Raw genomic sequence first — 20,386 nt, 5'->3', positions numbered from 1 at the left:
GTAAGCGGTATGGCACGTTCAGGGGCAGGACCCCGTGGTGGGAGCTCCCTCTCATTGGCATGGGTCCGCAAAGTCCCCGCGACGACCTGGAAGCTGTTGACCCAGACCGTCGGGGTGTGTCTGCGCTACCGGGTCACCGGTCTCGCGGCCGAGGGGGCGTTCTTCGCCATCCTCTCGCTGCCGCCGCTGATCTTCGGGCTGGCCGGAAGTCTCGGCTACATCGCGAGCAAGTACTTCGAAGTCGAGACGATCGCCGACATCAAGCAGCAGATCGCCGCCCTCGCCGCCCGCGCGCTCACCGACGAGTCGGTGCAGAGCGTGATCGTGCCGACCCTGAACCAGGTGCTGAACGGCGGCCGGCCGGATGTGATCTCGATCGGTTTCGTGCTGGCGCTGTGGTCTGGCAGCCGCGCGCTGAACGTGTTCGTCGACACGATCACGATCATGTACGGGATGGGCGGCCGGCGCGGCATCGTCCGGACCCGGGCGCTGTCGTTCTCGCTGTACTGCGCCGCCCTCGTCATCGGTGTGATCGTCCTGCCATTGGTGCTGGCCGGCCCGAACGCGGTCGACGCGCTGCTGCCGCACCGGCTGGACTTCCTGAACCAGCTGTACTGGCCCGTCGTGACGATCCTGTCCGCAGGCTTCTTGAACACCCTCTACCACCTGTCGGTGCCGCTGCGGACGCCGTGGGTGTCGGACCTGCCGGGGTCGTTCCTGGCGCTGTCGATCTGGATCCTGGGCAGCTTCGTGCTGCGGTGGATCCTGCAGAGCACGGTCGGCGGTACGTCGATCTACGGTCCGCTGGCGGCGCCGATCGCCGTACTGATGTGGCTGTACATGACTGCGATCGCCGTACTGATCGGTGCGGCGCTGAATGCCGTCGTCGACCGCCTGTGGCCGCACAAGGCGCGAGTGGTGGAGCTCGCCCAGCAGAAGGAGGCCGAGGAGGACGAGGTCGAGCCGGTGATGAAGGCGGAGCCGGAGCGGCACCACCACGAGCACCCGGTGACCCCGCTGACGGTGGAGGAGCGGCCGGAGACCGCCATCGCGCGGAAGGTCGAGGGGCTCGGTGAGCATCGGCCGCGCGTCGTCGAGGCGCCCGCCGCTTCTGACGCGCCCGTCGTTCCTGCCGCGCCGGCCGCTTCTACTGCCCCCGCCGCTTCTGACGCGCCGGCTGTGCCTGGTGCGGACGAGGAGCCAGCGGACGAGGCGGATCGCAAACCTGCCTCGGTCGGAAAATCCGGTGCGCAAGGTGAGGGCGACGACCTACGCTGACGGCATCGCGACAAGCGGTCCTCGATCAGGACCGCAGGACTGGAAGGGAGGCACCGCCATGAGCTTCCATCGGGCCCACCGGGCCGATGTCTCCCACACCGTCCGTCCGCTGAGCTGATCTCGCGGCCGGACCCTCCGAAAGGTTCGCCGCATGTCAGCCACACTCCAGGCCCTGGGACTCGACAGTTCCACGGCCGACTTCCTGCAGTCCGTCCCGCATGACCTCGTGCCGGGACGCGTCGCCCGGGTCGACAAGGGCCTGGCGACGGTACTCACCGAGGACGGGCCGGTCCGCGCAACCTGGTCCGGTGCGCTCCTCGCGGCGATGGCCAGTGACGCCCAGGCCGGCCCATGTACAGGGGACTGGGCCGTACTGCGGTTCTGGCCGGACGAGCGGATCACGCTCGAGTCCCTGGCGCCCCGTCGGTCGGCGATCGTCCGCGCCGAGGTCAGCGGTACGTCGAAGGGCCAGGTGCTGGCCGCCAACGTCGACGTGATCGCGATCGTGGTCGGCCTCCATCCCGAGCCGAACATCGGCCGGATCGAACGTTTCCTCGCGCTGGCGTGGGAGAGCGGTGCGCGGCCCGTCGTCGTACTGACCAAGGCCGACCTTGTCGGCGACGCCGACGCTGTTGCCGAGGACGTGGCGAACGCCGCGCCCGGTGCCGACGTACTGGTGTGCAGTGCGACCACTGGCGACGGTTTGGAGGCAGTGCGGTCGCTGCTGGACGGCAACGCGACTATGGCGTTGCTGGGATCGAGTGGCGCGGGCAAGTCCTCGCTGGTGAACGCACTGGCCGGTGTGGAGCTTCTGGATGTGCAGGACATCCGCGACGACGGCAAGGGACGCCATACGTCAGTGCGGCGCGAGCTGATCGTGCTGCCCAATGGTGGGATCGTCATAGACACGCCAGGGCTGCGGGGGATCGGTCTGCAAGAGTCGGGGGAAGGGCTGGCTGCTGCGTTCCCGGACATCACGGCGCTGGCCGAGCAGTGCAAGTTCAAGGACTGCGCGCACGTCACTGAGCCAGACTGCGCGGTCCAGGCCGCCTTGGCGGACGGCTCGCTCCCGGTCCGTCGCTACGAGAGCTGGACGAAGCTGCAGCGCGAGGCCGCGTTCATGGCCCGCCGCAACGACCTCCGCCTCCGCGCCGAGACCAAGAAACAGTGGGCCCGCGCCTCCAAGTCGTACCGCCGGGACATCAACCCGAGGCCGTAGCCCGTGCTCCCGTGATGAAAGGATCGGGAGCATGAATCGTTCGGTACTGGTGACGGGAGCTTCGCGGGGCATCGGTGCGGCGACGGCACGGGCATTCGCGGCCGCGGGGGATCGCGTGGCGGTGCACTACAGCGCATCGGCCGACGCCGCGGCCCAGGTACTGAAGGAGCTGCCGGGGACCGGACACGTGCTGGCACACGCGGATCTCGCCGACCCCGTCGCGATCCAGACGATGGTCGACGACGCGGCGACTGCGCTGGGCGGCATCGACGTACTGGTCAACAACGCCGGCGTCTACCACCCGCACAGCATCCGCGAGACGACGTACGCCGAATGGCAGCAGGCGTGGGCCGACACCCTCGCCGTGAACCTGGTCGGCCCCTCGAACGTCACCTGGTGCGCCGTCCGCCACATGAGCCGCGGCGGCCGCATCGTCAATGTCTCCTCCCGCGGCGCCTTCCGCGGCGAGCCCAACCAGCCCGCGTACGGCGCCTCCAAGGCAGCGATCGTCTCCTTCACCCAGTCCCTGGCCCGGGCGCTCGGACCAGAGGGGATCGCGGTGACGGCGATCGCTCCCGGCTGGACGGTCACCGACATGGCCGCCGTACACCTGGACGGCGACGGCTACGACCGCCGCCGCCTGGAAAGCCCGCTCGAACGAGTAGCCGACCCCTCGGAGGTCGCTGCCGCGATCCTCTACCTAGCCTCCCCGCAGGCCGAGTTCGCCACCGGCACCGTCCTCGACTTCAACGGCGCCTCCCAGCTCCGGATGTAATTCGGTCGGCAGACGCGCCCGGACTGGCTAAGGTCCTGATCATGCATCGCATCATCACCCCGCCGACCGCCGCCTAGGCGGACGGTCGACCGGTAGTGCCCAGGCTCTGACCTGGGCTCCTTCGGGCTGTTCGCAGAAGCCCCACGTCACCTTGCGAACACACCCCGGAGTCTGCAATGCATCACCGTGTCGCGTCCTCATCCAGGCGCGGTTTCCTCTACGTCACCCTCGCCGGCATCGCCTGGGGCACTGGCGGCCCGACGGGCGCGCTGTTGTTCGACCACGCCGCCCTGGGCACCACCGCCGTGTCCTTCTGGCGCCTGGCCGCCGCTGCTCTGTGGCTGGCCCTCGCCCGCCTCGTTCTCCGCCGAGCCCCGATCCGCCCGCTGCTCGCCGCATCACCACTGCGCTTCCTACTGACCGGCGTCGGCCTGGCCGTCTGCCAACTCGGCTACTTCGCCGCAATTCCGCAGGTCGGGGTAGCTGTAGCCACTGTCGTCGCCCTAGGCGCCGGCCCGTTCTTCATCGCCCTAGGCGCCCGAGAACGCATCACCCCGGCTCTACTAGCCGCAGTCGCCGGCCTGGCCCTCCTCGTGTCCAGTGGAGGTGCCGGCTCCGGAGCCCTGCTGGGCATCGCCTTCGCACTGCTATCTGCGGCCGGTTACGCCCTGACCACTCTGCTCAACCGGAACGAGCCAGACCCCATCACCGGCGCCTTCCTGGGCTTCGTCGCCGGCGCCGCACTCCTCTTGCCGTTAGCAACCATCGACGGCATCATCCCGACCGCCCCTGGCTGGCCCTTGATCGCGTACTTCGGCCTGGTCCCCACCGCCCTCGCGTACACCCTGTTCTATGCCGGCCTCACCACGCTCCGCGCGTCCACCGCCGCAGTAATAGCGCTCATAGAACCTGTTGTAGCCGCAGCCCTCGGCCTGCTTCTCTTCCACGAGCACCTGACCACCCTCAGCCTGGTGGGCGCCGCCGTACTGCTGGCCGCAGTGGTCCAACACGCACGACGGGAGTAACAACCCAACCGGGGCGCCGCCGTACAAATGACGAAGGCGAGGTGGCCTGCGTGTTCCGCAGGCACACCTCGCCGATCGCCTTGGTGGACGATACTGGGATCGAACCAGTGACCTCTTCCGTGTCAGGGAAGCGCGCTACCGCTGCGCCAATCGTCCGAACAACAACACACTCAACAATACGCACGTCTGAGGGTGTCGAGGTGGAGACGGGATTCGAACCCGTGTACACGGCTTTGCAGGCCGTTGCCTCGCCTCTCGGCCACTCCACCAGTGAGAAAGCTGGCCTGCCGAACCCTCTCCGAGCGGACGACCGGGTTCGAACCGGCGACCTCAACCTTGGCAAGGTTGCGCTCTACCAACTGAGCTACGTCCGCATCGCTCCGGCGACTGTTTTCGCTCGGTGCGAGAGCAGAACAGTAGCGCACTTTTCGCCCATGCAAAAACCGGATTCCAGGGTGTCGCGATGCGGACAGTCCGAGCGTGATTCGCACCTCATCCGTCACAACAGCCCCATCCGGCAAGACGCCGTTTGTCCACCCGCCACGCCGGACCGCGCCGCCTCAACTCTCCAGCGCTGCGAGGTCGACGTCGCGGAGGTAGTCGGAGTCGCCGCGCAGATCGATCGCGGTGATCAGGCCGTCGACGATCGTGAACACAAACACGACCTGCGGCCGGCCGTACTGCGACCACACCAGCCCGGCCAGCCCGTCGACCAACGTCAGCTTGGCTGCCTGCGCGCGCCCGGCGAACGACGCCGCGACCGTCCTCGCGCCGGACCCCATCGCGGCGGCACCACGTGCCGCGACGGCCGAGTCGGCCCGCACGACGACGCCGGGGTCGAGCAACTCGAGCAACGCCTCGAAGTCGCCACTGCGTGATGCGGCCAGGAACGCGCCGACGATCTCCTTCTGCCGGATCGCATCGGTTCCGGACGGTTCCGGCGTACCTTGCACTCGACGCCGCGCCCGGCTGGCGAGCTGCCGCACGGCGGTCGGCGACTTGTCCAGGATCGGCGCGATGTCGTCGTACGGCACGGCGAACATGTCGTGCAGCACGAACGCGAGCCGCTCGGCCGGCGTCAGCGTCTCGAGTACGACGAGCAGCGCGAGGCCGACCGAATCCGCCTGCACGGCTTCGAGTTCGGGATCGGGTACGGCGTCGTCCGCGAACGCGGGGGACTGGTCGGCAACCGGTTGCTCGGGCCGCCGGCGCCGGGTCCGCAGCATGTCGAGGCAGATCCGGCCGACCACCGTGGTCAGCCACCCGCCCAGGTTGTCGATCGAGCCGGTGTCCGATCGGCTGAGCCGGATCCACGCCTCCTGGACCGCGTCCTCGGCTTCGGGCTCGGAGCCTAGGATCCGGTACGCGACGACCTGCAGGCGGTCCCGGTTCTCCTCGAACCGGGTCGCCAGCCAGTTGTCCTCACCCATCCCGACCACGTCCTTCTCCTGTGTCACACTCTCCGGCCCGGCGCCGTCATCCGATTGACGGACGACCCGCCGCACATGTGACACCAGAATCCAGAGGAGCCCACCATGACGGACCCGGCCCGCCCGCTCTCCGAACGCAAGCAGGACACCCTCCGCCGGCTGGAGCACGACGTCGACGCCTGGGTCGCCACCGCCTCCCCGGACGGTACGCCGTACCTGATGCCACTGTCCTTCCTCTGGAACGGCGAGACACTCCTCCTGTCCACCGCGGCCGGCAACCCGACCGCCCGCAATCTCGCGAAGAGCCCGACTCTCCAGCTGACGCTCGGCCACACGCGGGACGTCGTCCACATCGTCGCCACGACCGAGACACTGCGCGCGAGCGATCTCACGGACGCGGAAGGCGACGCGTTCGCCGAGAAGGCCGGCTTCGACCCGCGCCCGCTCGCGAACTACTTCTACTTCCGCGCCACCCCCACCAGGATCCAAGCCTGGCGCGAAGTCAACGAACTGAAAGACCGGGTCCTGATGGAATCCGGGTCCTGGCTGGTGTAGCCGGTCGCCGCCCAGCCTGCGCGCGGAGGTGAGGCAAGATGGCGGACATGGTCGAAGGGGTCCGCGAGAGTCAGGTGATCCGCCTGATCGCGGCCCTCGAGAGCGACGATGAAGTGGTCGAGCCGATCCTGCGGCGGGTGCGGAGCGAGATCCCCAGCTACCAGGCGGTCGGTCGTGAGCAGATCGTCGCGAGCGTCGACCGGATCCTCAGGCGGGTGTGCCGCACGTTGCGGGCGGGGGAGGTGCCTCCTCCGGACGAGTTCTGGGAGGCCGAAAGAGCCACGGTCGAACGGCTCCGGGCCGGTGTGCCGATCGAGGACATCATGGCCGGATTCCGCGTCACGATCGCGAGCATCCAGGGCCGGCTGGTCGAGTTGGCGGTGGAGTGCGGAGTCGACGGGGCCGATGTGGTGGCGTTGACCTCACTGTTGTGGAGGTTGAGCGACGCGTTCTCGGCGCGGGCCGCGGCCGACTATCACCGGCAGGGACTGGCCCTCGCGATGGCGGACCAGCGGCGCCGGGACGAGTGGCTGGCAGGCGCACTCGCGGGCGAGCTCGACTCCGCACAACTGGAGAGGGGATACACGGTCTATCGGCTGCGCCGGGACACGACCTACCGCGCCTTCTGCACCGGCTCGGCCGAAGAGCAGAGGATCGAACAGGTTCAGCGTGCACTCGCCGAGCACCACGGGGACGGTGTCCTGATGGCTCCGACCCGCGACAGGCTGGTGGGCATCATGGAGAATCTGCCCACGCCTGTGCCGGGTGAGCTCATTGCGCTGGGAGCTCCGGCGCCGGTGGACCGGCTGGCCACTTCTTATCGGAGCGCGCAGGATGTCCTGGCCGCCGCCCTTCTGCAGTACCGCGATGGCGTGCATACCCCGGAGACCTTGGGCTGGCGGCTCGCCGTGCCGACGCTTGGTGAGTTGGGTGAGCTACTAAGGATGCGTTACCTCGAGCCACTTCACCGCGCAGGTGCTTTCGGCGACCAGGTCATCGAGGCGCTTCGCTGCTACCTGTCCCATGGCCGGAGCATCCCCCAGACCGCGGCGGCCCTGCATGTCCACGTCAATACCTTGCGCTACCGGCTGTCGCGCTTCGAGGAGTTGACCGGCCGCTCGCTGCAAGACACCGACACGATCGTGGAGTTGTCGTGCGTCCTCTACGGAGCACCTGCCTCGTAGCTGGCTACGAACCAGCTCTGCCAACGTTGGACCGGCGTTCGTAGCGAACCGAGCGACCAACGGCGCATTGTCGATGCCGGGACGTCAGCAACGCAGGAGGACATGATGAGTGCCAGCACCCACATCGAGCAGCCGCCGCTGGGCATCCGGCTGATGCATGCCCTCGGCAAGGAACCGTCCTGGTTGACGATGACCGACCAGGAACTCGCCGCCTTTCGTGACGCCGAGAATCGCAAGCGGATGTCCCCGCTGGCCCGCGTGATCACCGGCCGTCCGGACCGGGGGGCCGTGATCGAGTGGCAGGAGATGGCGCTGCCCGGGCGCGAGCTCAGGGTCCGGGTGTACCGGCCGTCGTCCGGCGGCGCCGGCCTCCCGTTGGTGGTCCACGTCCACGGCGGCGGATTCGTCGGTACGGCGGTTCAGAGTGACTGGGTGAACAGCCACCTCACCGCGCGGCTGCCGGCGGTGGTCGTCTCTGTCGAGCACCGCCTCCTCAGCTCGGAGACTCCGCTGTCCGCGGCGGCCGACGACGGCTGGGACGTGCTGGAGACCGTGGTGCGGCAGGCCGCGCAGTGGGGGATCGACCCGGCCCGCGCCGTTGTCTTTGGTGAAAGCACCGGCGGCCTGATCGCCGCCCTGGCAGCGATCAGGGCCAGGGAGTGCGGCCTGCAATTGCGGGCGCAGGTCCTGGTGAACGCCGCCGTCGATGTCACCCCAGCCCTGTACGACCACGCGTCGATGACCAGGTACGCCGACAGTCCGACCCTCACGAGGACGCAGATGGAACTGTTCTGTCGTCTCGCTGTGCCAGAGGGGACGGACCCTCGCCCGCTGTCACCGCTGCAGGCTGACGACCTGAGCGGTTTGGCCCCAGCACTTCTGGTCGTGCCGACGTTCGACCCGGTCTCCGATCAGGGCCGTCGGTATGCAGAGCGCCTGCGCGACGCCGGGACCTCGGCTCGCCTGGCCGAATTCCCCGGCGCAACGCACGCGTTCCTCAGCATGCCGAGCGTGGTTCCGCAAGCAAAGCCCGCCCGGGCGGAGATTCTGGACTTCCTCCGGGACCGCCTCGCCGACTGACCGCTGCGTCCGCCGGCCTTTGCCGTCAGCTGTGGTGCAGGGGTGTGCGCGGCATCGCGACGGGTGTCAGGCCAAGGTCGAACGCGACTGTCTGAAGGGCGTCGACCAGGGCTTGGGTCCGTGGTTCCGGGCCGGCCGGCAAGTCGCGCCGCAGGACGGTGATGCGGCGGTGGCCCGCGACCGGCACCGATGGCATCGCGATCGCAAGGGGCGACGCGCCCGCCAGCGCCAGCTTCGGAATGACCGCGGCGCCGAATCCGCCCGCGACCAGCGCCAGGACGGTGGGGAACTCCAGGCAGGTGTGGGCGCGTTGCGCGGTGAATCCGTACTGACCGGCGATCCTGTCCAATGCCCGGCCGCACGCGGTGTCCGGCGGACTGGCGACCCACGGGCGAGCAGCCAGATCCTTGATTGAGGCGGGACGAGGCGACCACGCCGATGGCGTGACGATGCAGTACTCGTCGTCGGCGACCGGAGCGGCGGACAGGCCGCGCAGTGGGCCAGGCGACCCGGAGCCGTCGGTGTCGTACTCGGCGATCACCAGATCGACTGCTCCAGTGCGCAACTCGGTCAGCGCCGGAAGACCTTCCAGTTCCACGACCTCTGGTTCGAGATCGGGATGAGTAGTCGCCAGTTCGCGCAGCGCCGGAACGACGAGATGGCAGACCGCCGAGGAGAACGCCGCAACCGTCACCGGGCCGCTCAGCCTGCCACTCAGCTCGGTCAGCTCTCGGCGGGCCTCGGTGAGTTCCTGCTCGATGCGCTCTGCGCGGGCGGCCAGCAGTTCTCCGGCCGGTGTGAGGCTCGCAGTCCGGCGAGAGCGATCGATCAGCGGCTGGCCGACTTCCCGCTCGAGCTGCGTAAGCTGCTGGGAGACCGCGGACGGGGTCAGGTGGAGCAACTGCGCAGCGGCCGCCATGCCACCCCGCAGCGCTACCGCGCGCAGTACCCGGAGGCGGCGGGGGTCGAGCTCCATAAGCATCACTGTAGCAACGCTTCAGATAATCTCGCTTGTCATCAAGTATTCCTTCACGGAGCATCGAGTCATGAGCGACAACACCGACGAATGGCGGGTGCAGTTCGATGCCGGCGTGACCTTCGCGAACGGAGGCGGTCTCCAGGCCCAGGACTTCCGGCTGGATGTGCCGGGCCCCGACATCGGTGACGGCGCCCTGGGCGAGTTGTTCGTGCGGCACCTCGGCCTCCTGATGGTCGACAAAGTGGCCATCAGCAACAAGCGGCTGCTTCGCGAGCCGCACAAGGGATCCCGGGGTACGGCGGCCGGGCCGGCCAGTGGACCGCGGACGGTCGACCTCAGTCACGGAATCCGTGATGGGATGGTCACCTACCCGGGCCTGCCCGCCCCGGAGATCAGCGATCACCTCTCGCGGCAGGCGTCCCGCGAGCTCTATGCGGCCGGCACCGAGTTCAGCATCAACCGCATCTCGATGGTCGCCAATACCGGCACATATCTCGACAGCCCCTTCCACCGCTTCGCCGAGGGGGCCGACCTAGCGGCGCTGTCACTGTCCCGGCTCACCGATCTCGACGGTGTTGTGATCCGAGTTCTCGGCAGCAGCGAGCGGGCCATCGAACGGAGTGTGCTGCTTCCCTACGACGTTGCGGGAAAGGCTGTGCTGCTCCACACCGGCTGGGACCGGAACTGGGGCACCGAACGCTATGCCAGCGGCTATCCCTATCTGACTGCGGACGCGGCGGCGTGGCTTGCAGCGCAGCAGCCCGCATTGGTGGGAATCGATTCGCTGAACATAGACGACGCAGGCGACGACACGCGTCCGGCGCACACGGCACTGCTGGACGCCGGAATTCTCATCGTGGAGCACCTGCGTGGTCTGGAGCAGTTGCCGCCGTACGGTTTCCGGTTCCATGCCGCGCCACCGGCCATCGAAGGCATGGGGACATTCCCGGTCCGTGCGTACGCCATCGTGGACCGATAGTCCGATGGAAGCCATCGTCGCAGTGGTCGGCTGGACCGGCGCTGGGGTGCTGCTGGCCGCCTATGCGCTGGCTTCGGCTGAACGGATCGCGGCAGGCGGGCACGTATTCCAGGTGATGAACCTCTTGGGTGCGATGGCGCTCACCGTGAACTCGGCTTGTCATCGGGCCTGGCCGTCGGCCGTACTCAACGCCGCGTGGATCACGATCGGCATGGTGGCGCTGAGCCGTCGCTCAATGTCTGTGGAGAGCGTGGACGTCGCCGTACCAGACCGTCACGACGCGGAGGATCTTCCGCTATCACCATGAGCGGCCTTGGGCTTGTGCCGCGGCTCGATGCCCAGGGCGGCGCAGGCGCCGTCCACGGCCACCCGGCGGAGCTCGTCCTGTGGCACATCGGCGAACTGGATGGTGCAGTCCTGGAGGCCGCCCAACGCGATCACGGCCCGGGCGGCCTGCTCCAGCGTGGGTTCGGGGCCTTGCAGCAGCTTGACCAGCCGCCTGCGCCAGTCCAGTACGAGGTCGATCAGGCCCAGGTCGGCGAGCGTGGTCAGCTCGCTGAGCATGAGCACCATCTCCGCGCGGTGGCGGTAATGGAAGTCGAAGTAGCCCTCCAGCAGGGCGCGGGGCTCGACCTCGCCCAGCGCCTCCTGGCCCACGAGGAACGTCTCTTCCTCGTCGAGGATCGGCTGCACGATGCTGCGGACCAGTTCCTCGCGTGAGGAGAAGTGGTAGTACAGCGACGGCTTGGTGATGCCCAGCCGGTCGGCGATCTCCTGCAGGCTGGTCCGCTGCACACCCCGCTGTGCGAACAGCTCGCGGGCGACCTCCTGGATTCGCTGCTTGGTGCCAGGGGGACGACTCATGCCGCCAGCCTAGCCTACTTAACGATAGGTAGGTGGCCGTGATACCTTACCTACCTATCGTTAGGTAGGGAGACGTGATCATGCGAGTTCTCATCTCCGGCGCCAGCGTTGCCGGTCCGGTGCTGGCGTACTGGCTCACCAGGAACGGCTTCTCCGTCACGGTCGTCGAGCGCGCGCCCGCTCTGCGCAAGACCGGTGGCCACTCGGTTGACCTGTTCCGGCCTGCGATGGCCATCTCGGACAAGATGGGCTTGCTCGCGCGCATCAAGGAGCGAGCCACCGGCACGAACTGGATGACCCTGAAGCGCGAGGGCGTACGACGTCCCGTCCGGGTGGACCTCTCGAAGATCTTCAGCGCCACACCCGACGAGCACGTCGAGATCATGCGCGACGACCTGAGCGGGATCTACTACGACGCCGCCCGCGACGACGTCGAGTATCTCTTCGGTGACTCGATCACCGCGATCTCACCCGACGGCGAGGTGCGTTTCGAGAACGCGGCGCCGCGCCGCTTCGACCTCGTCGTCGGCGCGGACGGGCTGCACTCCAACGTGCGCCGGCTCGTCTTCGGCGACGAGTCTCGCTTCAGCGACTTCATCGGGGCCTACTTCGGGGTGCTGACCCTGCCCGATACCTTCAGCCTCGACGGCGAGCTACTGATCCACGTCGGCGTCGGCCGCACGGCCGGCATCTACAGCGCGCGGCACCTCGACGAGGCGCGCGCGCTGTTCCTCTTTCGCAGCGAGGGCGAGCTCGACTACCATCACCGCGACGTGCCCCGGCAGAAGGACCTGCTGCGCGGTGCGTTCCGCGGCCTTCACGCCGACGTGGACCGCTGGCTGGACGAGCTCGACCGCACTCCGGCCTTCTACTTCGACTCGATCACCCAGGTCCGCATGGACACCTGGTCGCGAGGACGGGTGACCCTTGTTGGCGACGCGGGCTACTGCCCAGGCCCGGCCGTCGGTGGCAGTACCAGCCTGGCCGTCGTCGGCGCATACGTCCTCGCCGGCGAGCTGGCACGGGCGGGCGCCGACCACGAGCGCGCCTTCCCGGCGTACGAGCGCGCGATGGCAGAGCACGTGCGCGGCAGCCGCGCGGTCGCGCTGAGCGCCGCGAAGACCCTCATCCCCACGTCTCGCCTCGGCGTGTCGGGACTGGCGCATGGCGCCCGCCTGATCTCTGCCCTTCCCGCGGCGCCCAGCCGCGCCCTCCTGCGCCTCACCACCAAGAGCACACGCGTCTACAACTCCATGACGGTCGACGACTACGCACCAACAACTAAAGGCGGTCACCTGATTAGACTGGAGTCATATGAATAATGAACCGAACTACGAGCACGCGGGTATCTTCTGGGTGGGTGGTCCGGCGGCGGCGGGCAAGACCACGGTGAGCCGCCTTTTCGCCGGAAAGTATGATTTCTCCGGTGCGGCAATCTTTGATTCGTATCTGCAATCGCCAACTCGCTGAACAGGCGACCGAAAGACTGCAGAACGGACACCACGCGGTTCGGATATTCGATTGCGAGTGCGCGCAGGCAAATTGCCATGAGGTCGTCGAGTTTGCCGTCGACGAGATGCCTGCTTTGCTCGCTCAGGTGCCCCCATCAATTGTCTCACCCGAACACTCCAACTTAACCTGAAGCGAAGGTCCCTCGAACGGCCGGCACTCTCTGCGAGTCGAGCGCGTGGCGGTCGAGGTCGATGGTCACGTGCCCCGAAGCCCGGCGAGTCCACGACCCCAGACGTCGGATGTGCCGCAAAGGTTGCAACTCCCGGGGGGTGATCTTTCCCACCCGTAAGTAAATTACGGCGCCCTGGCGGCAGGCGTAACGTGCTTTCCGTGAATGAGTTGATCTTCCGAGGGAAGGACCGGGTCCGCCCTTCCTGGCGGGTATTTTCAATCGTTGGGCTTGGGCTGATCGTTTCTGTGATCATGGGACACGTCGGCGTCGTGGGACTCTGCTTGCTGGCGGGCTTCACGGCCGCGGTGATCGGCCTCGGCGTCGGCGCCGCGCTCCGGAGCTGGACCAGGGTCGGGCCGGCCGGAATCACCATCTGCTGGGGCATCGGTCGGCGTGGTCGAACCTTTCCCTGGCAGGAGATCCGATGGATCGACGTATGGAAGAGCCGCGGTGCACACAGCGGAGGCGCGGCCCAGATGACCCTCGCGAACGGGCGGCGTCTCAGGCTGCCTGCACTCGCGAGCACCAGCGCCTACCCACAACCGACTTTTCCCGAGGACTTCCGGCGAGTCGTCGCCTGGTGGGAGTTCAGCACGGATCCAGCCGCACGGTTCCAGCCGCGGCTGACGTTGCGAACCCGGCTGGCGCCGTATCTGATCGGCGTGACCATAACTCTGCTCGTACTGGCCGGCTTCGTGATCGTCCGGGGCATACAGACTTAGCGGGTCGAACCGTCCTGTCGTGTCGGTCCGGCGGGCTCTTGCGGCGCCGGGTTTCGAGGTGACTCGGAGAACTCCGAAACATGATCTATGCCCCGCGGAGGACCCGGTCGCCGAGGTCCGAGCGGCAGTAGAGGATTGAGCGGCCGTGCCGAGCCGAGATGAGCAGGCCTGCCGCGCGCAGTGCGCGCAGGTGCTGGTTGACCGCGGTCGGCGTGACGTCGAGGCGCACGGCGAGCTCGGTCGACGATGTCGGCGTCTCGAGCAGCCTCAGCAACTGAGCACGGACACGGCCGATCAGGCCGACCAGAGCGGCCGGCGGCGTAGTCGTCCTGGTTTCCCACAGCGTTCCGAGACCGCGGGCCGGGTACATGATGTGCGGCGGCTCCTCGGAAGAGATCGGCGCCGCTGCACGCCGGCTGAAGAGCGAGGGAGTGAGCGTCAGGCCGCGACCCGCGGTCGAGGTGCGGTAGGAAAGGTCGCTGCGCAGACGAATCCGCAGGACGGTGTCGTCGAGGCGCACATGTGGGTCGATACCTGCGAACATCGCCGCGAGACCGGCCTGCGCCGTGACCCGGCCGCGGTAGACGACGTCGGCCTCGAGCACTGTCCGCATCCGCGCCCAGTGCGGCTCGAAACAGGCCTCCCAGTAGTCCCGCAGCGCTGCCAGCACACGGTCGAGCACCCTGTCCGGGCGACCCCGAAGTACCGGCGGGAGCGTGGCCGGATGGATCTCCGCGAGATCCGCGCGTACGACGCCGTCCGGTGTGCCCGTGAGCCCCGCCAACTCGTCGTCGATCCTGCCGAGCGGTGTGTAAGGCCGCGGAGTGAGGAAGTCCGGCGTCCACAGTGACTCGTTCGTCAACGCGCCGAGCAGTTCCAGGTCGAGCCCGGCACGCGCCGGCGCGGTGGCCCGCAGCCAGGGCAGTTGAAGCGGGAATCGGCCGGGATCACGCAGGGTCCGCAGGGAGAGGACCAACTCGTTCAGCGGCGAGATCGCGAACCGCACTTCGCCGAGATCGTTGCCCGCGAGCTCGTACTCGATCATGAAGCAATACGCTACATCTCTGGTCCCGGAGGATCTCCGGATGCAACAACTGTCAGGTGCCTGAACTCCTCCGCGATCCCCTCGAGCGCGCACTCGCTTCCGCCGTGGCCGCGATGTCGCTGTCCCGCGGAATGTTCTTCGCAGTCAGCGCCCTGTACTTCACCCGCGGAGTCGGCCTGTCTGCCGCCGTCGTCGGGATCGGTCTCACCGTCGCAGGAGGGGTCGGCGTCCTGGCGTCGTACGCCGGTGGGCGACTGAGCGACCGATACGGAGCCGATCGGCTCCAGCAGTGGGCGCTGGCTGCGAACGGAGCCTCGCTGCTGGCGTACGCCCTCGCCGGCAACCTCGTCAGCTTCGTCCTGGTCGCGGCCTGCGTCTCCGCCTCCCGCGGCCTGATGAGCACAGCTCAGATGACGCTGCTCGCCCGTTGGTACGTCGGCCCGGAGCGGGTCGCTGTCCGCGCCCGGCTGCGGGTGGTGATGAACGTCCTCATCGGCGTCGGCACCCTGCTCGCGGGACTGGCTCTGATGGCCGACACCACCATGGCATACCGCCTGACGGTGGTCCTAGTCGGCGTGATCACGATCCTCGGCACGGTCCCACTGATCGGCCTGCGGCGCAGGGTCGCCGGGCTGGCTGAACGGATGGACGCCTCCGGTAACGCCGAGGCGCCACGCGGACGCTCCCCCCTACGGGATCGTACGTACGTCGCCTCGACAGTCCTCAACGCCGTACTCGCGATCCACTTCGGGCTGACAACGGTCGGGATCCCGCTGTGGGTGGCGGACCACACCGACGCCCCGACCATCGTCGTATCGGCGCTCCTGCTCGTGAACACCGCCTACGTAGCGCTCTTCCAGGTCCGTGCCTCCCGCGGCACGCAGAACCTGCGCACCGCCGGGCGGTCAGTACGCAGAGCGGGCCTGCTCCTGCTCATCGCCTGCCTGCTCTTCGCGTTGGCAGGCCATCTCGGTGCCGCGGCTGCAATCGCCGTCCTGGTCCTCGCCTCCCTTGCCTCCTCCGCAGCCGAGACGCAGGGCGAAGCCGGAGGCTGGGGCATGGCTTTCGAACTCGCCGACCCCACTCGCGCCGGCGCCTACCAAGGCCTCAGCCAAACCGGCAACGCATTCGCCCTGATGCTCGCGCCCGCCGTCGTCACCACAACCGCGATCGACCACGGCACGCCAGGTTGGATCGCACTCGGCACCCTCTTCGCAGCCACCGGCACCGCAACCGCCCTCGTCGCAAACCACGCCGCCACACGCCGGGACCAGCCCAACACGCCCGTCAGCACCACCCCCGCCCGCACTTGATGCCAATGCCCCAATGATCAACCGCTCCTACGACGTACGCCGACCGAACCCAGAACCACACCGTCGGCTATCGGAGTCAACCGTTGGTGAATGCAACCTTCTGTTCACAGCGGGTGTGACAGGCAGACGATCAGCCGGGAGGAGTTGACCACTCGACTGCCCCCAGCCGTGCCAGAGCACCACCGCGCGATCGTTCCCCTTGCCGGCGGCACCGGTCTGCGGGAGGAGAAAGCGTAGGACTCCGCTGGGAATCGGTCGACCCCGTGGCCGTGCACTCCGCGAGTCGAGCGCGTGGCGGTTGAGGTCAACGGCCACGTAACCCCAGGCCCCACCCGAAGTCGCAAGCCCGACGGCGAACAACCACGGAGCCGAGCGCAGCGAAGGCCGCAAAGCCGACGGCGGCGAGCAACCACGGAGCCGAGCGCAGCGAAGGCCGCAAAGCCGACGGCGGCGAGCAACCACGGAGCCGAGCGCAGCGAAGGCGTAAGGGGGTGCGGGTGGCGAAGCCCCCGCTCGCGGCAAGCGAAGCGCAGCCGCACAACACGAAGCAGGCGACGCGGCTCGCGCTTTCCGCGAGCACACGTCGCCTGTCGACTGCGTGGGCGATGCTGGGTTCGAACCAGTGACCTCTTCGGTGTGAAGGCGGATCCGTCGTACTACCGTTGGCTCGTAGGGTTCTGCCAGTCGTACGTATAGCCGTGCAAGACCCCACCGGTCGGCTGACACTCACTAGGTTCGCTGCCTTCTCGCTGCCAGCGCCCGCGACACAGCCTGCGGTCGCGTACTCCGTGTAACGATCCTAGCCAGGCGCCGATGTAGGCAGACAGACGTTACCGAGAGAGGGCGGGGCATTGCCGAAATTCGCAGGATTCGGAGTCAGATGGTATCGGAGCTTCTTCTCTGAGACTCCACAGCTGGTCGGCCCTCTCCAGCAGGTGAATCTGCTTGCGGGACAGAACAACAGTGGTAAGTCGAACACGCTGCGCGTGGCTCAAGAACTACTCGACCAGTACAGACGGACCGGATCCACGGTCAAGACGCTCGATCCGACCCTCGATCTGCCTGACGACCGGCCCGATCGATATCCAACTGAACTAATCATCGGCATTGATATCAGTGATGGGATCGCTCAACTCCTGCCCAGCGATAAACGGGACCTAAACGATCAAATGATCGACGCCCTCCACGCAATATTTGCTGGGCCCCACTTTCGGCTCCAGCCAGACAACGAAATCGCGTGGTTTCGTCATGTCATCGCGCTTGACGATAATTCGAACCTCGACAACGCCCAGGTCCTCTACTCGGCTGAGCAGGCTCTCGCGGCTACTGAATCGTTGGATCCCTACCAGCGGCAAGGTCTTGGGGAGTGCTGCGGTCACCTCATGGGTGCTTCAGGCGGTGAACAGACGGACGATCTCAATCGCATACTGACCCTCATTAAAGCCTATCAATATATTCCGTCCATTAGGACGCTCGCAGCTTTCAGGCGCGCTACGTCCGCTGAACTTATCGAGCCAAATTCTGGCGTCAACATTAATAGTCGCGAGAACCTGGAATTCCGTGAGGCGATCAACGGCACGGGCATTATCAACCATCTCCATCGGCTCCAGAATCCAGGGAACGCATACAAGGCCGATCGACGAAAATTTGCCGCAATCAATGAATTTGTCAAGAGTATCCTTGATGACCGCACGGCGGGAATCTCGATACCTTACGACCTATCTACCATTCAAGTGCATCACCATGGGCGTGAGCTGCCATTGGAGAGCGTCGGGACTGGCTTGCATCAGGTCATCATCATGGCAGCAGCTGCAACGCTGGTCGAGAATGAATTGATCTGCGTTGAAGAACCGGAAATTCATCTGCATCCTCTATTGCAGCGCAAGCTCATCAGGTACCTCGCTGAAAAGACGAGCAATTCGTATCTCATCGCCACCCACTCCGCGCATCTTCTGGATGCCGAGGTTGCGAATCTGTTCCATGTGAGCCTGTCTGCTGCGGAAGGCACGTCCATCAGACTTGCCAGCGGCCCCAAGGAACAGGCAGCGATCTGCGCTGACCTTGGATATCGGCCGTCAGATCTTGTCCAGGCGAATTCTGTGATCTGGGTTGAGGGTCCGTCTGATCGGATCTACCTGCGTCACTGGATAAGCTTGATTGATCCGACGCTTGAGGAGAATATCCATTATTCGATCATGTTCTATGGTGGAAGATTGTTAAGTCACCTCAGTGGAGACGATCCAGATTTCGAAGAAGATTTCATCTCGCTTCGGAAGCTGAATCGTCATATCGCGGTGATGATCGACTCGGATAAGACTTCGCCGCGAGCGGCCATCAACGCAACGAAGATACGGATCCGGGATTCCTTCAATGCCGGCCCTGGATTTTCCTGGATCACCTACGGCTACGCGATCGAGAATTACGTACCAGTCGATCTATTCCGAAAGGCTGTTTCTGCAGTACATCCGAATGTCAATCTTACCTGGAACGGCGAGCGGTACTCGAACCCTTGCGCGGTGGCCGAAAACAAGAAGGGTCCAACTGCGCTAAACAAGGTCGCGATTGCTCGATATGTGGTCGATGAGTGGGGCGCCGATACGAAGTGGGTTGGCGATCTTCGTAGCCACGTTCAAGAGGCGGTGGAGTTCATCCGTGCTGCTAACGGATTGAAGCCGCTTGGAGATGGAAGTCTCGAGTTCGAAGTCTCGAATTCGCCATCGCGCTAACTGCTCTGGCTGACTGATGGCGTGCGCTCGAACTGACACAGCACCGATTACCACTCGAAAGCTACGGCGACCTGTTCACCGGTTCCTGACTCGATCGGATCCAGCTTTGATGTAGATCCGCTGTGGGGGGTCAGCGATACGGACGCCCGCATGCCTAAGTACAGCGAACGAAGCCAACTAGGCCGGATGTCCTGCAAGATCATGCTTTGCGAAGGGCACAGCGACCGTCCGAGTACGAGACCCAAGGGCTGCGCACAATGTCGTGAGCGGATACGTATGAGCGCTGCCGTTTGCCCAGGCGTTGAGGGTGTTGAGGGTCATTGGTACGACGGCGACTGCATCCGCCGGTGGAATGCGCTTAGGTTCGCGTGGCTTGCGGTTGCCGGTGATGACGGGGGCATCTCGTAGGTCCTGGTCCGCTAGCCAGGGCAAGGCCGCGTCGGTGGGGATGATGTACGGGTCCCAGCCGTTGGCTCGGACGGCTTTGAGGCCGTCGCCCGCTCGTGCAGCGAGCGGAGCACCGCAGACGACGATGTAGAGGGTTCGATTGGTCACGCGAGGACTCCTGCGCGGGTTGCGATGGCGGTTAGGGCCGGGATGGGTTTGCGGAACGCTTGAGGAGTTCGCGGACCAGCTCGCGGGCAATCGTGTGGTAGCGGATGGACTCCGGGGCGACGCGTTCGGCCTGCTGTAGGTGCAGGATCGCTTCCATGTCGTACTTTGCTTGAGCCTGCGCCCAAGCGAGGTCGAGGTGTAGGCGCGAGCGGCGGTCCTGGAGACCGGCCGGCAGGGCCTCGGTGCCTACTTCGGTTGCCACTCGCAGTACACCTGATGGATCGCCGAACCCGGCTGCGACCGAGGCCCGATGGATCAGGACGTTCGTCGGGCCGAATGCGGTCCACCAGTGGTTGCCGTCGTGCGCGAGGAGGTCGGCGAGCTCCGTAGCCGTATCGAGCCGCTCGGTGGAGTTGGCGCGATCGGACCGGCGAGCGGCGATGACGGACGAGATTAGCCATAGCGACCGGCGAGCGATACGGCGTCCGGGAGCGTCCGAGCCAGCGAGGGACATTAGACCTTCTGCCGACCGGACGGTGAGGCGTTCGGCATCATCGGTTCGCTGGCTGCGGAGCAGCGCGATCACCACCTGATGGACGGCCATGCCTTGCGCAGCCTTCGACTCGGCGGCCAGAGCCGCATGGGTGGCGCGGTCTGCGGGCAGCCAACCGAGCTGGTGTTCGCCTACCTTGGTCAGGAGCTTGGCGGCCGCCGTGTAGACCGCGCAGCGGGCGAGGTATGTCTCCCGGCCGTCGCGGCCTTGGTAGCCATCGTACGCGTCTGCGACCTGGATGAGGTCTGGCAGCATCGCGGTCGCCGTCCGGTACTGAGCTGCCTGGTAGGCCTGGTTGACCTGGACAGCGCCGTTCCGGAGTTGCGGAAGTGGCCACGGTGACGTCGGCTCGCCAAGCATTCGGTGGTAGCCCGCGAGTTGGCTGCGTACGGCGTCAACTGCTGTGACCTGCTCGGACGC

General features: G+C 66.5%; 20 protein-coding genes and 3 tRNA genes. 14 read left to right on the top strand and 9 right to left on the bottom strand.

The window, feature by feature from the left end:
* The first annotated feature begins 9 nt into the window (after positions 1–9).
* From OG876_RS36285 to OG876_RS36270, 4 genes are all read left to right on the top strand, one after another.
* Positions 10–1,278 (top strand): YihY/virulence factor BrkB family protein, encoded by a 1,269-nt coding sequence (locus OG876_RS36285; RefSeq protein WP_328521225.1) that lies wholly within the window; start codon positions 10–12, stop codon positions 1,276–1,278.
* Between the two features lie 151 nt (positions 1,279–1,429).
* Positions 1,430–2,497, top strand: coding sequence for a ribosome small subunit-dependent GTPase A (rsgA, locus tag OG876_RS36280; protein WP_328521224.1), 1,068 nt, complete (start codon positions 1,430–1,432; stop codon positions 2,495–2,497).
* A gap of 31 nt (positions 2,498–2,528) precedes the next feature.
* Entirely contained in the window at positions 2,529–3,272 is a 744-nt protein-coding gene (locus tag OG876_RS36275) for an SDR family NAD(P)-dependent oxidoreductase (RefSeq protein ID WP_328521223.1), read from the top strand.
* Positions 3,273–3,448: 176 nt separating this feature from the next.
* Positions 3,449–4,297 carry a DMT family transporter gene (locus OG876_RS36270; RefSeq protein WP_328521222.1) on the top strand — a complete coding sequence of 283 codons (849 nt, stop codon included), beginning with the start codon at positions 3,449–3,451 and terminating at the stop codon, positions 4,295–4,297.
* A gap of 81 nt (positions 4,298–4,378) precedes the next feature.
* Here the strand turns inward: OG876_RS36270 and OG876_RS36265 are convergent.
* The 4 genes from OG876_RS36265 to OG876_RS36250 all read right to left on the bottom strand — a co-directional run bounded on the left by OG876_RS36265 (position 4,379) and on the right by OG876_RS36250 (position 5,754).
* Positions 4,379–4,453, bottom strand: a tRNA-Val gene (locus OG876_RS36265).
* Positions 4,454–4,495: 42 nt separating this feature from the next.
* A tRNA-Cys gene (locus OG876_RS36260) sits at positions 4,496–4,566 on the bottom strand.
* 32 nt (positions 4,567–4,598) lie between these two features.
* Positions 4,599–4,671 (bottom strand) — tRNA-Gly (locus OG876_RS36255).
* Between the two features lie 186 nt (positions 4,672–4,857).
* Positions 4,858–5,754, bottom strand: coding sequence for a sigma-70 family RNA polymerase sigma factor (locus OG876_RS36250; RefSeq protein WP_328521221.1), 897 nt, complete (start codon positions 5,752–5,754; stop codon positions 4,858–4,860).
* Between the two features lie 78 nt (positions 5,755–5,832).
* Here OG876_RS36250 and OG876_RS36245 point away from each other — a divergent pair, with 78 nt between their 5' ends.
* The 3 genes from OG876_RS36245 to OG876_RS36235 all read left to right on the top strand — a co-directional run bounded on the left by OG876_RS36245 (position 5,833) and on the right by OG876_RS36235 (position 8,546).
* On the top strand, positions 5,833–6,282 hold the full coding sequence (locus tag OG876_RS36245; protein ID WP_328521220.1) for a pyridoxamine 5'-phosphate oxidase family protein: 450 nt from the start codon (positions 5,833–5,835) through the stop codon (positions 6,280–6,282).
* Between the two features lie 38 nt (positions 6,283–6,320).
* The gene (locus OG876_RS36240) at positions 6,321–7,466 is read left to right on the top strand and encodes a PucR family transcriptional regulator (protein WP_328521219.1); all 1,146 of its coding nucleotides are present in this window, start codon (positions 6,321–6,323) and stop codon (positions 7,464–7,466) included.
* A gap of 105 nt (positions 7,467–7,571) precedes the next feature.
* Positions 7,572–8,546: an alpha/beta hydrolase gene (locus OG876_RS36235; RefSeq protein WP_328521218.1), complete on the top strand. Its 975-nt coding sequence runs from the start codon at positions 7,572–7,574 to the stop codon at positions 8,544–8,546.
* Positions 8,547–8,571: 25 nt separating this feature from the next.
* On the opposite strand, the gene OG876_RS36230 is transcribed toward OG876_RS36235, so the two are convergent.
* Positions 8,572–9,522, bottom strand: a complete 951-nt coding sequence (locus OG876_RS36230) for a LysR family transcriptional regulator (protein WP_328521217.1) — start codon at positions 9,520–9,522, stop codon at positions 8,572–8,574.
* Positions 9,523–9,592: 70 nt separating this feature from the next.
* Here OG876_RS36230 and OG876_RS36225 point away from each other — a divergent pair, with 70 nt between their 5' ends.
* Together OG876_RS36225 and OG876_RS36220 are read left to right on the top strand one after the other, a co-directional pair.
* On the top strand, positions 9,593–10,504 hold the full coding sequence (locus OG876_RS36225) for a cyclase family protein (RefSeq protein ID WP_328521216.1): 912 nt from the start codon (positions 9,593–9,595) through the stop codon (positions 10,502–10,504).
* A gap of 4 nt (positions 10,505–10,508) precedes the next feature.
* Positions 10,509–10,811 (top strand): CBU_0592 family membrane protein, encoded by a 303-nt coding sequence (locus OG876_RS36220; RefSeq protein ID WP_328521215.1) that lies wholly within the window; start codon positions 10,509–10,511, stop codon positions 10,809–10,811.
* Here the strand turns inward: OG876_RS36220 and OG876_RS36215 are convergent.
* Positions 10,778–11,368 (bottom strand): TetR/AcrR family transcriptional regulator, encoded by a 591-nt coding sequence (locus OG876_RS36215; protein ID WP_328521214.1) that lies wholly within the window; start codon positions 11,366–11,368, stop codon positions 10,778–10,780. The genes OG876_RS36220 and OG876_RS36215 overlap by 34 nt on opposite strands.
* A gap of 80 nt (positions 11,369–11,448) precedes the next feature.
* Between OG876_RS36215 and OG876_RS36210 the strand changes: the two genes are divergently transcribed.
* The 3 genes from OG876_RS36210 to OG876_RS36200 all read left to right on the top strand — a co-directional run bounded on the left by OG876_RS36210 (position 11,449) and on the right by OG876_RS36200 (position 13,774).
* On the top strand, positions 11,449–12,690 hold the full coding sequence (locus OG876_RS36210) for an FAD-dependent monooxygenase (protein ID WP_328521213.1): 1,242 nt from the start codon (positions 11,449–11,451) through the stop codon (positions 12,688–12,690).
* Entirely contained in the window at positions 12,683–12,838 is a 156-nt protein-coding gene (locus tag OG876_RS36205) for a hypothetical protein (protein WP_328521212.1), read from the top strand. The genes OG876_RS36210 and OG876_RS36205 overlap by 8 nt, the downstream gene beginning before the upstream one ends.
* A gap of 372 nt (positions 12,839–13,210) precedes the next feature.
* Positions 13,211–13,774 carry a hypothetical protein gene (locus OG876_RS36200; protein ID WP_328521211.1) on the top strand — a complete coding sequence of 188 codons (564 nt, stop codon included), beginning with the start codon at positions 13,211–13,213 and terminating at the stop codon, positions 13,772–13,774.
* 85 nt (positions 13,775–13,859) lie between these two features.
* Here the strand turns inward: OG876_RS36200 and OG876_RS36195 are convergent, their stop codons facing one another.
* Positions 13,860–14,819 (bottom strand): ArsR/SmtB family transcription factor, encoded by a 960-nt coding sequence (locus tag OG876_RS36195; RefSeq protein ID WP_328521210.1) that lies wholly within the window; start codon positions 14,817–14,819, stop codon positions 13,860–13,862.
* Between the two features lie 56 nt (positions 14,820–14,875).
* Between OG876_RS36195 and OG876_RS36190 the strand changes: the two genes are divergently transcribed.
* Together OG876_RS36190 and OG876_RS36185 are read left to right on the top strand one after the other, a co-directional pair.
* Positions 14,876–16,132 (top strand): MFS transporter, encoded by a 1,257-nt coding sequence (locus OG876_RS36190; RefSeq protein WP_328521209.1) that lies wholly within the window; start codon positions 14,876–14,878, stop codon positions 16,130–16,132.
* 935 nt (positions 16,133–17,067) lie between these two features.
* Entirely contained in the window at positions 17,068–18,858 is a 1,791-nt protein-coding gene (locus OG876_RS36185; RefSeq protein ID WP_328521208.1) for an AAA family ATPase, read from the top strand.
* A gap of 177 nt (positions 18,859–19,035) precedes the next feature.
* Here the strand turns inward: OG876_RS36185 and OG876_RS44170 are convergent, their stop codons facing one another.
* Both OG876_RS44170 and OG876_RS36180 read right to left on the bottom strand, forming a co-directional pair.
* Positions 19,036–19,413: a flavoprotein gene (locus OG876_RS44170; RefSeq protein ID WP_442914049.1), complete on the bottom strand. Its 378-nt coding sequence runs from the start codon at positions 19,411–19,413 to the stop codon at positions 19,036–19,038.
* Positions 19,414–19,444: 31 nt separating this feature from the next.
* A complete protein-coding gene (locus OG876_RS36180; protein WP_328521207.1) occupies positions 19,445–20,326 on the bottom strand; it encodes a hypothetical protein in 882 nt (293 codons plus the stop codon).
* Positions 20,327–20,386 lie beyond the last annotated feature (60 nt).

The sequence above is a fragment of the Kribbella sp. NBC_00359 genome, assembly GCF_036097425.1.
Classification (GTDB): Bacteria; Actinomycetota; Actinomycetes; order Propionibacteriales; family Kribbellaceae; genus Kribbella.
The sequence above is the reverse complement of the archived record's forward strand: the minus strand, read 5'-3'. Positions and strand labels throughout refer to the sequence as shown.

Excerpts from the sequence above, each read along its gene's own strand:
- OG876_RS36205 (WP_328521212.1), top strand. The coding sequence starts at position 12,683 with ATGAATAATGAACCGAACTACGAGCACGCGGGTATCTTCTGGGTGGGT.
- rsgA (WP_328521224.1), top strand. The coding sequence starts at position 1,430 with ATGTCAGCCACACTCCAGGCCCTGGGACTCGACAGTTCCACGGCCGAC.
- OG876_RS36270 (WP_328521222.1), top strand. The coding sequence starts at position 3,449 with ATGCATCACCGTGTCGCGTCCTCATCCAGGCGCGGTTTCCTCTACGTC.
- OG876_RS36215 (WP_328521214.1), bottom strand. The coding sequence starts at position 11,368 with ATGAGTCGTCCCCCTGGCACCAAGCAGCGAATCCAGGAGGTCGCCCGC.
- OG876_RS36220 (WP_328521215.1), top strand. The coding sequence starts at position 10,509 with ATGGAAGCCATCGTCGCAGTGGTCGGCTGGACCGGCGCTGGGGTGCTG.
- OG876_RS36240 (WP_328521219.1), top strand. The coding sequence starts at position 6,321 with ATGGCGGACATGGTCGAAGGGGTCCGCGAGAGTCAGGTGATCCGCCTG.
- OG876_RS36235 (WP_328521218.1), top strand. The coding sequence starts at position 7,572 with ATGAGTGCCAGCACCCACATCGAGCAGCCGCCGCTGGGCATCCGGCTG.
- OG876_RS36210 (WP_328521213.1), top strand. The coding sequence starts at position 11,449 with ATGCGAGTTCTCATCTCCGGCGCCAGCGTTGCCGGTCCGGTGCTGGCG.
- OG876_RS36180 (WP_328521207.1), bottom strand. The coding sequence starts at position 20,326 with ATGCTTGGCGAGCCGACGTCACCGTGGCCACTTCCGCAACTCCGGAAC.
- OG876_RS36245 (WP_328521220.1), top strand. The coding sequence starts at position 5,833 with ATGACGGACCCGGCCCGCCCGCTCTCCGAACGCAAGCAGGACACCCTC.
- OG876_RS36230 (WP_328521217.1), bottom strand. The coding sequence starts at position 9,522 with ATGGAGCTCGACCCCCGCCGCCTCCGGGTACTGCGCGCGGTAGCGCTG.
- OG876_RS36195 (WP_328521210.1), bottom strand. The coding sequence starts at position 14,819 with ATGATCGAGTACGAGCTCGCGGGCAACGATCTCGGCGAAGTGCGGTTC.
- OG876_RS36225 (WP_328521216.1), top strand. The coding sequence starts at position 9,593 with ATGAGCGACAACACCGACGAATGGCGGGTGCAGTTCGATGCCGGCGTG.
- OG876_RS36285 (WP_328521225.1), top strand. The coding sequence starts at position 10 with ATGGCACGTTCAGGGGCAGGACCCCGTGGTGGGAGCTCCCTCTCATTG.
- OG876_RS36275 (WP_328521223.1), top strand. The coding sequence starts at position 2,529 with ATGAATCGTTCGGTACTGGTGACGGGAGCTTCGCGGGGCATCGGTGCG.